Source organism: Pseudomonas sp. PvP028 (genome assembly GCF_017832255.1).
GTDB classification, from domain to species: Bacteria; Pseudomonadota; Gammaproteobacteria; order Pseudomonadales; family Pseudomonadaceae; genus Aquipseudomonas; species Aquipseudomonas syringae.
Window position 1 is genome coordinate 1859507 of sequence record NZ_JAFIBL010000001.1, and the last position, 12483, is coordinate 1871989.

Below are 12483 nucleotides of genomic sequence, written 5' to 3' on the forward strand. Positions count from 1 at the left end.
CTGGCCCCTGCGCCGCCATGCGTTTGTCTACAGCCCTTATGGCATGCGATCCCTGCAAACATCTGCACTGGGCGTACCCGGTTTTACAGGGCAGACGATTGATCCGATCACTGGATATTACTTGCTGGGCAATTACCTGAAGACCGCAGCACTGCCATGGTTGGCGCGGCCTTCAATTCAGCGGGTGCGTTGATCTCAGGCGCTATGCAAAAAAAGCAGTACAAAAGCGGAGATATATTGAGGGCGGCTACGCGTATAAGGTCCGGTTCAGCTCCCGGCACCCCATAACCCACTCAAACTCTGCAACGCCGAACCACTGGCACCTTGCTGTCCCAGGTACTGCAGAATCAGCGGGGCGAACTGGCTGACCATTGTGCTGTCCATGCCCAACGCCTTGAAGGCGTTATTCACATCACCCATGCTCTGCACATTGCCCAGCGCGCTGTTGAGCATCGAGCTATTGCCCGATTTGCCGCCCAGCAGGCTGCCCAGCCCGTTGGCGCCGCCCAGGCTTTCCAGCGCGGACGTTCCGGACATTTGCTCCAGGCCCGGGACCGATTTGGCCAACTGCGAATAATCGGTGCTGGTCAGTTTGTTTTTCGCCAGCCCCAGCAATGCGCCCGTCCCGCCAACCGCCTGTTTCGGGGTGACATCGAGCTGCGTACCGAGGGTATTGAGCAGCCCCGCGACTTCGGGTGCCGCCGTGGCTTTCTGATTGCCATTGGTGGCATTGGAGACCGCGTTCGCGGCGTCATTCAGATTGAAGGCGAATGCAGGGCTTGCACCCACCGCCATCAACGTTGCCAAAGCCATTGCGCGTGCAGTTTTCATTGCGTCACCTTTATCGAACCGGAACCGCCCGTGAGTGGGCGATGAAGCAGAGGGTTTGACTGGAGGAACAGAAGCTTGTTCCCGGTCTGCCCGGCGTTGTCATAGAACATCTATGTATTACCCGGCTTTTTCCGCGAAACAGCATGGTGTCGGTCATTTGGAATGCACGGAGCATCAGCAATGACCGACACCTACACCGCATCACTTCCTTCCATATCAGCTGCCGGCCGGGAAAGTCTTCAGCACATGCTGACAACTGAGGGTAGCGAGCAGCTGGCCGCCATTCTCCAACGGCCCCGGCCTGAAGGTTTCACGCTTCTGGACGAGATCCAGGTACTCGGGGCAGCCAGCTCGTTCGGGCGATGGGCCGACGACATCGAACTCCTGAATACCCTGAAATCAGTGCTGTTTGACGATGAGCTTAACGCGCTTGGCGACAGCACCGAACGTGTTACCCGTTCCGTCGATTCGCCAGTATCGGATGCGGGCCCCGAGCACGAACTGGCCAAGGCGGCGTTCGATATTGCGCAGAGTCATCAGCGCGAGTCCCATTTGCCGAGCGTCCGAGCCGAGCGCATTGATCGCGCCCGGGGCGATTACCCCAGGTTGCTGAATACGCTGCGCGCACGCCTGCGGGACGTGAAGACCGGCACCTGTATGACCAACAGCGTGTTCATGGCCGTAGCTGACGACTCGCCGCTGTTTGCCGGCGTCGCTTTTGGCAGTTCGATATTGCAGCAGTTCAAGACGTTGCTGCGGGTTATCGCCCGCGTGGATCCGGCTGGCGATATCGATGAAGATCTGTTGCCCGGGGTACGCCGTAAAGACCTGCGCTACGTTCTGGATCTGGTCGACAAGACTCAGATGGACTTCAGACAGCCTTTCACCTGTGTGCTGCATGTCAGGATGAATGAAGGCCGGCCGGTTCACTCGCTGCAACTGCAGGGCGTCTCCCTGGGGCGGCAACCTGCGTATGCCACGTTGTCAGACCTGCACCTGCGGGTCATCCGTTTCACGGACAGCCTGACCCCGTTGGCGCCGCATCTGCAGTCGGCGGATGCCAGGTGCATTCTGGCCATTCGCGACGATCAAGCCGTTTCACTGCATGGTCTGCTCGATTACTACGGTGTCGACATTCCCTTGGCTGCCACACGAGACGATCTGCTGCAGGCGATCACTGCGCTGTTGCCCGGAGAGCGCGAAGCCCATCTCGCGATGCTTGCGCGCGCGTTGCCTTTCACCCTCGCAGAACACCAGCGTTTTATGCTCGATACGTCGCAGGTCTACACCTTTCGGCAGCACAAGGTCCAGGCGCATGGAACTGACGATTACGGTGTCATCGACCTTGAGCTGGAGAAGGAGATGCGGTGGCATCTTGATCGATGTCGCACTTTGCTGAACAGCTACCGGCATTTCGGTGCATCGCTGCAAGACAACGAAAACGCGCTGCTGGCAATGTTCCAGCAAGCCGGTGGCATCACCCTGAAACTGGTTGTCTACGACAGCGACGGCCACCACGATGTCTACCGCGAGCAGCACACCGTCAATCCCTGGCGCGCGAAGGATCTTGCCGGATACTTCGACGCGGCGCGCCAGGAACTGTCGTCTTACATGATCAACACCATTCGCTATGGCGAAGCCGAGGGGGCGATCAATATCGAACGGCTGATCGTGGAAGTGATCGTGCCCAATCCTGTCCAGCGTCGCCATTCGCTGAGCGATATCGACATCGAAGCCTTCGATATCCGCAGCAAAGAACCTCCGTTTCTGTACGTGGATCCCCTTGCGCTTGGGGCTTATGACGTCATCAGGTCGCGGTTTGTGGAACTGACCGAGGAGTTGCGCGAGGTGCAATGGGACGTCGGCCACTCGGTTACATTGCAGCGCGCGGTCCGTTATCTGCTGGCCCATTACCAGGAGGACCTGCCGGCTTTGCCGGAAGCACAGCGTCAGGCGGCCTATGCGCGGCGCTTGAATGACGCAGTCAACACCTACTACAGAGTGATTGCGCAGGACCTCGAGGATCAACAGCGACTGCAAGTCGTTCTGCAGCCTACCCAGCCGGAGTTCGTGGCGCGTGAACTGTGTCGTTATCTGGGGCTGAACGAATCCTGTTGGCCGGTGATTGCGCGGTCTTCGTTCGATATCAGTTACCAGGCCGGCTGGATCAATACCGGCACGTTTTTCAAGCATGAAGAGTCGGCCGGTTATCGAACACTGCTGAGTGTGGTGTATGACGAAGACCTGCGCCGCGAGCTGGCGCTTGCCGACAATCGTGATGAACGGCTCGGGCGACTGGCTCAGGCGCTCGCCGATAAAACCCGTTACACAGCAAGTCTGGATGCCCTGCAAGCGAAGCTGACCGGCTTATTCGACGCGAACATTGCCTTCGTCAACAACGGCCACCTGCCTGCTCGACTGACCGCGCCACAGGCAGCCTTCAGGCTAGACGCCGAGAACTACGCCATTCAGGCGACCGAAACCTACCAGACGCTGGAGGCCGAGCGGCTTGTGCTGGTTTCAGGTACGGCCGCCCAGCGCCTGCAGACTCTGGAAGGGGCTGCGCTGTCGGACAGTGACAGACCGGTTCATTGCATCGAGTTATTGAGCGCCGACGAGAAGGTCCGGCTTGAAGCCAGTGCTCTGGCGTTCAGGCAGATGTTGAGCGCCCGGGCGAACGACGATGACATTCAGAACATGTCGACCAGCGCACAGCATGTGCTGCAACTGGTGCATCAGGTCGGCGGACTGATTCCTGTGCTGGGCAACTTCATCAACCTGGGATTCGATATTTACGACGGCAATGATGAAGGCATCGCGATGGATGCACTCAACATCATTGCCGAGTTGGTGCTGTGCAAAATGCGCACGGTCCCTCCCAGGGTGCTGGGTGTACTGATGCTGCAAGGCACCAATATCTGGACGATGAGCCAGCAGGTCCAGGCCCTCGGCGAGTCGATCAAGGCCAACGACTACGAGGAGTCTGTGAAGAACTTCGGCTTTATGCTGGTCGGTCTGCATTCGGCGCTGCATTGCGGCATATCAGCGGTGAAGGGGCTCCGGTCCGCGAGACCGCATGATCAACAGACCGTCAGCCAGCGCGCCGTGCCTGACCGGTCTGATCTGACCGAAACGGTTCGACACCCTGAGCACAGCGATGCCATCGAGGGCGAACACCTCGCGCGGCGTCGGCCGTCCACAAGCAGCTCTCACTGGCGGGTTTCCGAGGATGGGCAGATATCCGAGCGGCAAACGGGCAGGAAGGTCACGCGCATCGACTGGAACGGCAACGCGATGGTCGAGGGCGGCGCGCGGGCGGTGTTGCTGGGTGGAATAAGCGAGAAGATCTACATGCTCAACGGCTTTGCCTGCCGGGCGGTCAGCGGGGTGGCAGGAACGGAATTGCGACCTCTGCATGCGCTGGACCTGGAAGCAGGACAATGGCGCAGGCGCCCGCAGTCAACGGTCGACGCCCCGCAGCTTTCACGTTTTGCCCATACCGAAGCATTTCCGGTCGGTTTCAGCGGCAAGCCGGAGCGTTTTCTGGCTCCTGCCAACACGGTCAGCTGGTATGACAACTGTGTGGCGACGCTTGAAACAGTCCCTGCTCAGATCATCGACTCGGACAGCAATGCGAAACTGCAGACCACAGCGCTTGGCGTGATCGAGCACAAATACGTTACCGAGCGTAATGGCCACGTCGAGGTGCTCGAACATGCAGGTACTGAAGTGGAGACGACCGCCTTCATTCGCGCTGACGGCAGCCGCATGGAAGTCGCCAGAATGTTGCCTGCCATACCGGCCTACAAGCCTGAAATCCAGGCAGAGATTATCGCGGCTCAAGGCATGTTCGTGACCGTCCGGATAAGCGACACGCTGCAAGGTCTGGTCGGCAGAAAGACCGTGGCGGGTGTCCTGGCGACGCTCAGTGATGGCAGCGGACAGGAACTGGTGATCGAAGCGGATCGCGGTGTTCACTACCGCGGCACTGTGCCCATCGAGAACTTCCTGGCGCTGGCGCCGGGCGAGACGTTGCACGACCAGCCACCTGTTGCTCTGACTTTGCAGAAAATCAGTCCGAAAGCAGATCCCAAGCGAGCGTTGCCCCACCTGTGGCGCGACCAGTCGGATTATCGCAACGGGATTGCCCATGATGACTTTGCGCTGGAGCTGTTCTACGGTTCGAAGGCAGCGAACGAAGCCTACGCACGCAACCCTCAGTGGGTTGCCAGGAACATCGACGCTGTGGCCAAAATCAAATCGCGGCTGCCCTCGTCCATTACCACGTTGGAAAATCCCTTTTATGTACTCGATACCCCCGCAGAACTGGCCATTCTTTTTGCTGCGCGTAACCAGGCGGCGCTGGCCAACACCTTGCTGGGCCATACCATTGAGTGGGGGGCGGCATCGAGATCTCGGGAGTTGAGCCTGGGGGAAAATATCCTCAAACAGCTTCGTTTGAACGAGCCGCTTCTGGCTGCACAGGAAAACATTCCGCCGCTCGCCAGCGAGCGGAGCGGCTTCGTCAGTCAGCTTCAGGAGAAGCTGGCCCGGAACAACCTGATGATGGCAGAAGTCAGCCTGAAGTCAGGCGAGAAAGCCTGGTTCGCCCATTCGCCTGCCAGGCATCTCGGCATGCTGGCGGGGCATCTCCACGACGAGTTTTACCTGAGTCATTCGGGGTCTGTCATCGATGATATCGAAGCCTGTTTTACCGACCCGTCGAGAATCGAAAGTATCGCGGTGCTGTCCCTTGATGATGTCTCGGAAACCGATGCGCGACGCATTTTTCTCTCCTCGCAGCGCGGCTATACCTATGAGTCGGTCACCAGCCTGGAGCAGCCGGCCGAGCATGCACATCTGAGCGGTGCGCAACTGCAACTGCACATCGACGACGCCCTTTATCCCGAGCGCACCCGAGGTGTGGGGATTGCCAGCGCGGCTGTCGACCTGACCGGTGCCGAGGCGATCAGCAGCGGGCCAAAGCGCGGCAGTTACTCGATTGAAGGGCGTGACTACGTCAAGCTGGATAATGGCAGGATCTACCGGGCCGACTGGGATGAGCGCAGCGGGGTGTTTCTGCTGGTGCCGCCGCAAGGCCGGTCGCGCGCCGAGACTCTGGCACTGCCCTGGGTGCGTCACATCGGCGGGCATGAGTTCACGCTGATCAACCGGCCAGCGCTCAAGGGCGGCAATGTCATCGATCAGATGATCTGCAGCATCCGCACCCGGCGGCCGGCCGGTAGTTTGGCAACCCACGAGTCCCATTCCGCTCATGACACGGCGAGCGGAACGCTTCAGGTTCACCATGAAGACCTGCACATCATGAACGACGACGTTCTGGTGCCCGGCAAGCTCAATGTGCCATCGAGTCTGTTCCACTCCATCGCAGCGGATCGTGACGGTTATGTGAGGCTTGAAGCCAAGGCAGCGGTGCCTGAAAGCTGCATCTCCAGCACCGAATTTCTGGTCTCGAAATATGCCGGTGGGCAAGTCGCGTTCGATTACCGGGGCGAGAGCCTGGGCGATCCGACGCCCCTGGTGCCCAATGTCGAGGTCGTCGCCCTGCAGGATGGCCAGCCGGTGAGCCTGAATATCACGACAACAGCGCTCGATGACTGGATAAGTGCACGCGACCACTCTGACTACTTTGTCGGCGAGCAGTCATTTCCCGAGATCGGCGAAGGTATCGGTTTCATCGAGCGAGGTGGGCTGGAGGGCAGCCCGTCCTCTGACTACCCGTTTCATTTCATGTTCGTGGCCGGGAAAGTGCTGGACCAGAACGGGCAGATTACCGGCGTGCTGGCCTCGGATTTGTCCGAGCCTGCACGTGAGCCTGATCAAAATGGAGTCACGCCGCAATTGCCCGCCAGACGGAACTGGAACCTTGGTCTTTTCCCGTCAATCGACAGCATGCGCGGGTCGCCGGAACCTGACAGCAACGCCTACGTGCAGGAGCATTATTACTCGGTATGGGTGAGGGCTGTGCGGGAGTAGGGCGCGTCCCCGGCGTTTTTCTTCCTGCAGGCGGAACGGCCTAGTAGTTCTGCTAGCTGCGCGCAAGCAGGGAGGCAGCCCAGACTTGCTGCCATGGGTGATTTCAAAGGAGTGACAACATGGCTTCGTCTGGGCAGTCCGTGCTCTGTGTCTATCGCTACGATCCATTGGATCGCCTGGCCGATTGCGCGCCTGCGGGGCAGGGCAGCACTCGCTTTTTTTATCAGAAGACTCACTTGGCTACGCAGATTCAGGGGCAGATCCAGCACACGCTTATGCGCACGGATGAGCATTTGCTGGCGTGCCTGAGTGCAGAAAATAATCAGCGCGACGGCGTGTTGTTGGCGACGGATCAACAGCAGTCAGTGATTGTGGCTCAGGGGGCGGCGTTTGCTTATACGCCTTACGGGCATCGTCCTTCAGGCCCCGCAAGCCTGCCGGGCTTTACCGGCCAGCGGGTTGACCCGGTGACGGGGCACTATTTGCTGGGTAACGGGTATCGGGCGTTTAACCCGGTGTTGATGAGGTTTAACAGCCCGGACAGTCTGAGCCCGTTTGGTGAGGGTGGGGTGAATGCATATGGGTACTGTGAGGGGGATCCGGTTAATCGGGTTGATCCGAGCGGGCATTGGCCAACGTTTTTACTGAAGATTTTGAAAAGAGGACGCAGTGTGAAAAAGCGTTTACTTGGTCGAAGAGGTAGCCAAGATTCTATGTCTTCCCCGTTGGTTACTTCTGCGGAGAGTTCCGGGTCCACACAGGTTACTGCTTCAACTAACTCGGTGAGCGTACATGTGTCTGATCCTGGGGTTACTACTAAATCACCCGCTTCTACCCCACCACCCATTCCTCCCAAGAAAGGGCAACTGAACGGCATTCCGCCGGCCCTTCCTCCCAAGAAAGGGCAACTGAACGATGTAACGCCGCCCGTTCCTCGTCGTTATAAGTACGTGGATGCACGTGGTAATAAGACAGACATTCATGGAGCTAGTAGCCTGCTCAGTAAGCAGGTCCGAGATAATCGGTCAGTTGCTCAAAGAGATGGTCGGGTGCCGTATGTTATGGATAATGATCAAAAATATTATGAGAAGGTGGTTGGAAAACATCGGGATGGCAATAAATCTTCCTAGAAGCGGATAGACGTGCCAAGTCGATTCCGATAAAGGCCAACCACCCAGTTGGTTAGAGGGTAGGTGGGGGGCTTTTAATCATGAAGGTGATAATAAGGTTGCAGTGTTTAAGTCATACTCAACAACCCACACGGATCAATTACAAATTTCTTCGTCACGTCTGCATCAGGCTCCACGATGGCGGGCGTTTCGGTCTGAGTGCCGGTGTGACTGTGCCCAGCGCCTTTCGGCCTGGCACCTAGTAGTTCTGCTAGCTGGGCGCAAGCACGGAGTCAGCCCAGACTTGCTGCCATGGGTGATTTCAAAGGAGTGACAACATGGCTTCGTCCGGGCAGTCCGTGCTCTGTGTCTATCGCTACGATCCATTGGATCGCCTGGCCGATTGCGCGCCTGCGGGGCAGGGTAGCACTCGCCTTTTTTATCAGAAGACACACCTGGCTATGCAGATTCAGGGGCAGGTCCAGCACACGCTTATGCGCACGGATGAGCATTTGCTGGCGTGCCTGAGTGCAGAAAATAATCAGCGCGACGGCGCGTTGTTGGTAACGGATCAACAGCAGTCAGTGACCGCCGCTCAGGGGTTGGAGTTTGCCTACACGCCTTACGGACATCGTCATCCTTCAGGCCCCGCAAGCCTGCCGGGCTTTACCGGCCAGCGGGTTGACCCGGTGACGGGGCACTATTTGCTGGGTAACGGGTATCGGGCGTTTAACCCGGTGTTGATGAGGTTTAACAGCCCGGACAGTCTGAGCCCGTTTGGCGAGGGTGGGGTGAATGCGTATGGGTATTGTGGGGGGGATCCTGTTAATGGGGTTGATCCGAGTGGGCAGGCTGGTGCTCGAATACTGGCACAGATATTCCGAAATAGACGAGCTTTGGTCACGGCGAAACAAGTCACCGGGCACCGCAATAGCGTTCTCGTGCCTGGCAGGCCAGCCTCGTTGGGTTTAACGCGTACAGGAAGCGCTTCAGGGGCTAAAGAGCCCGTAGCTGTTCCAGATTTCATCAATAAACTGGCCCAACCTGAAAATGTGCCGGCTCACCTAAAAACTCGACGGCGTTTACCTGCGGTACCAAGCGACGCGCGGTTGCATACAAGGTGGGCCGCCCCTAAGGCCTCAATAGCACCTCGTAATATCTACCACCTCCCAAGCGGAGTGGTGCGCCGTCCAAAGCGTATCGAGCTTCCCGCAACGCCATTCCAGCGTGTGCTCACTGAAGATCTGCCAATGGATACAATTTATGAGTATCCAAGACTTTCACACTCTCAAGCACGTGCCTTGAAGGTAATCAGAAGAGGGGAAATGTTGCAGAGAAATCATTCTTACAGTATTTCAGTAAGTGTTAATTTCAGGCAGTCAGATCCCACGTCTTCCGTGAATATTGCCGTGCGGTTTTAGAAAGGAAATTCGACTGACCTCTCAGGAAGCAGCGCACCTGCATAAAGTGCGCTGCTTTACGCTGCTTTAAAAGATCGAAGATGGATCTACGCCCTGCTAAACAACCCATGCGGATCAATCACAAACTTCTTCGGCACGCCCGAATCGAACTCGCCATACCCCCGCGGAGCATCATCCAGACTGATCACCTCGACACCCACTATGTCGGCGATCTTGATGCGGTCCCACATGATCGCCTGCATCAGCTGGCGGTTGTATTTCATGACCGGGGTCTGGCCGGTGTGGAAGCTGTGGGATTTGGCCCAGCCCAGACCGAAGCGAATGCTCAGGCTGCCCATTTTTGCCGCGGCGTCCACGGCTCCCGGGTCTTCGGTGACGTACAGGCCGGGGATGCCGATCTTGCCTGCGACGCGCACTACGCCCATCAACGAGTTGAGAACGGTGGCGGGTGCTTCGGCCTGAGCGCCAGCATGGCCGTGACCGCGTGCTTCGAAGCCTACGGCGTCGATGGCGCAATCCACTTCAGGTTCGCCGAGCAGGGCAGCGATCTGTTCGTGCAAGGGAGTGTCCTGGGACAGGTCGGCAATTTCGAAGCCCTGGGCCTTGGCGTGAACCAGACGCGTCGGGTTCACATCGCCGACGATCACCACGGCAGCGCCCAGCAAGCGCGCTGACGCTGCTGCAGCCAGGCCGACCGGGCCGGCGCCTGCAACATAAACCGTGCTGCCAGGGCCAACCCCGGCAGTCACTGCGCCGTGGTAGCCGGTGGGCAGGATGTCGGACAGGCAGGTCAGGTCGCGAATTTTCTCCATCGCCGCGTCGCGGTCCGGGAGTTTGAGCAGGTTGAAGTCCGCGTAAGGCACCAGCACGTATTCAGCCTGGCCGCCAACCCAGTCACCCATGTCGACATAGCCATAGGCTCCACCGGGACGCGCCGGATTGACCGTCAGGCAGACACCGGTGTTCTGTTCCTTGCAACTGCGGCAGCGACCGCACGCCACGTTGAATGGCACAGAAACCAGATCACCGACTTTCAGATGTTCCACGTCACGACCGGCTTCCAGCACCTCGCCAGTGATTTCATGACCTAGCACCAGCCCGGTTTGCGCCGTGGTGCGGCCGCGTACCATGTGCTGGTCGGAGCCGCAGATGTTGGTGGAGACCACGCGCAGAATCACGCCGTGTTCGATGCGCTTGCCGCGTGGATCTTCCATTTTCGGGAAAGGAATTGATTGCACTTCGACCTTGCCAGCGCCGAGATACACTACACCGCGATTACCAGACATACATGTCACCTCGCTTTTATTGTGATGAAGCAGATTTAGAGCAGAGAAGAACAGTTGCAAGCTTCAAGCGGCGAGAAATACGGATCGCTTGCAGCTTGCAGCTTGCAGCTTGCGCCTACAAAACCACCGTCCTGTTGGCGTTGAGGAACACCCGCCGTTCGATGTGATAACCCACCGCGCGGGCCAGTGTCAGTCCTTCGATGTCTCGACCCTTGGCGATCAGGTCTTCGGGATAGTGACTGTGGTCGACCACTTCCACGCCCTGGGCAATGATCGGACCTTCGTCCAGATCGTTGTTGATGTAATGCGCCGTGGCACCGACCAGCTTCACCCCCTTGTTGTAAGCCTGATGGTAAGGCTTGGCGCCTTTGAAACCGGGCAGTAACGAGTGGTGGATATTGATCGCCTTGCCGTCCAGCTTGCGACACAGGTCCGGAGACAGGACCTGCATGTAGCGGGCAAGAATCACCAGTTCTGCACCAGACTCTTCGATGACCTGCCAGACTTTGGCTTCCTGCGCGGGCTTGTCGTTGGGGTCCAGTGGGAAATGGTAGTACGCAATGCCGTGCCAGCCAGCCAGTGGCTCAAGATCAGGGTGATTGGACACCACCGCGACCACGTCCATGGACAGTTGATTGATACGCTGGCGATAGAGCAGGTCATTGAGGCAGTGATCGGCTTTCGAGACCATGATCACGACTTTTGGCCTGTAGTTGGGCGCCGTGAGTTCGAAGATCATGCCGAACGTTTCGCCGCGCTCACTCAGCCCGGCCCTGAATCCCTGTTCGTCGAAAGCCTCAGGCTGACGAAACTCCACACGGATGAAGAAGCGTCCCGAGAGGCGGTCATCGAAGGAATGGTGTTCTGTGACGTAGCAACCCTGCTCGAACAGAAAGCGCGTCACTGCGTCTACCGTGCCCAGCATGCTGGGGCAGTCGGCGGTCAAAATCCATGTATCGGGCGCGCGGCTCATTAAATGAATGCTCCAGAGTATTCGTTATCCGCAAATCTGACTGACAGTGTCAGCCAGCATGCTCAAGCAGGACGCAGAGCGTCCGGAACTGCATTCCCACCACGCGGAGCGTGGGGACGATAATCACCGTGTCGGCTATCGTGCCAATGCTCCAGCAGGAGTCCTCATTAAGACTGACGCTGAGGTTTCAGCCCAGGTCCACGGCGCTTCACGCCTGAATACTCAGCCCGTACTCGGCACTCGCATCCTGCAGCCACAGCCACCAGTAATCCGAGAAGCTGCGGCGGACCAGCAGCTCCCAGGTTTCTTCACCGGTCCGGCGGATCACCAGTTGCGACTTGGCGAACACAGTGCCGACTGCCTTGCCCACCGGGAAGTTGTCCGGGTGCACGTCGTAGCTGGTGGACTTCATCAGTACCTGGCGTACCTTCGGTCCGCTCAGTTCAAGGATTGACTGCCCGCCGCTGACATTGACGATCGCGATGTGCTGCCCGCTCAGTTCTTCACGCAGCTTTTGTTCTGCCGCGAACTCTTCGCCGCCCGGCACGATCAGCAGCCATTCATCCGGGCCAAGCCATTGCAGTGAGCTTTCGCCGTTGATGACCAGCATCAGCGCGGCGGGCAGCTCCATGCCCAGCGCCTTGTGTACGCCAGCGGCGAAGGCCGGATCGTGGGCATTGCCACGAATCGTCAGGTGCCCCAGCAGCTTCTTCTCGCGCAGGAAAACCCCCGGGCTGGCGCGCCCCTTGCCAATCAGGCTGTCGAGGTTTGCATGGAACAGCGGCGACTCGGCTTTGACGTCGGTGGTCGGGCGCTGCTGGTAAACGTTGGCTGTGCTCATGATTCACCTGCTTGAATTCTGTGTG

The 12483-nt window shown here is 58.4% G+C and carries 7 protein-coding genes; 3 read left to right on the forward strand and 4 right to left on the reverse strand.

Going from position 1 to position 12483, the window contains the following annotated elements; translation table 11 throughout:
* Positions 1-267: 267 nt before the first annotated feature.
* Entirely contained in the window at positions 268-831 is a 564-nt protein-coding gene (locus JOE34_RS08255) for a DUF2780 domain-containing protein (RefSeq protein WP_010407119.1), read from the reverse strand.
* A gap of 180 nt (positions 832-1011) precedes the next feature.
* On the opposite strand from JOE34_RS08255, the gene JOE34_RS08260 reads away from it, so the two are divergent.
* The 3 genes from JOE34_RS08260 to JOE34_RS25815 all read left to right on the forward strand — a co-directional run bounded on the left by JOE34_RS08260 (position 1012) and on the right by JOE34_RS25815 (position 9358).
* Positions 1012-6828 (forward strand): hypothetical protein, encoded by a 5817-nt coding sequence (locus tag JOE34_RS08260; protein ID WP_046265641.1) that lies wholly within the window; start codon positions 1012-1014, stop codon positions 6826-6828.
* A gap of 119 nt (positions 6829-6947) precedes the next feature.
* Complete coding sequence (locus tag JOE34_RS08265) at positions 6948-7958, forward strand: RHS repeat-associated core domain-containing protein (protein WP_209995536.1); 1011 nt, start codon at positions 6948-6950, stop codon at positions 7956-7958.
* Between the two features lie 317 nt (positions 7959-8275).
* Positions 8276-9358 carry an RHS repeat-associated core domain-containing protein gene (locus JOE34_RS25815; protein WP_235664503.1) on the forward strand — a complete coding sequence of 361 codons (1083 nt, stop codon included), beginning with the start codon at positions 8276-8278 and terminating at the stop codon, positions 9356-9358.
* 86 nt (positions 9359-9444) lie between these two features.
* Here the strand turns inward: JOE34_RS25815 and fdhA are convergent, their stop codons facing one another.
* From fdhA to soxG, 3 genes are all read right to left on the reverse strand, one after another.
* Positions 9445-10644, reverse strand: a complete 1200-nt coding sequence (gene fdhA, locus JOE34_RS08275) for a formaldehyde dehydrogenase, glutathione-independent (RefSeq protein ID WP_003393616.1) — start codon at positions 10642-10644, stop codon at positions 9445-9447.
* Positions 10645-10759: 115 nt separating this feature from the next.
* Positions 10760-11617: a formyltetrahydrofolate deformylase gene (purU, locus tag JOE34_RS08280; protein WP_003319123.1), complete on the reverse strand. Its 858-nt coding sequence runs from the start codon at positions 11615-11617 to the stop codon at positions 10760-10762.
* A 208-nt stretch (positions 11618-11825) separates the two neighbouring features.
* Positions 11826-12458 (reverse strand): sarcosine oxidase subunit gamma family protein, encoded by a 633-nt coding sequence (gene soxG / locus JOE34_RS08285; protein ID WP_003393613.1) that lies wholly within the window; start codon positions 12456-12458, stop codon positions 11826-11828.
* Positions 12459-12483: the final 25 nt, after the last annotated feature.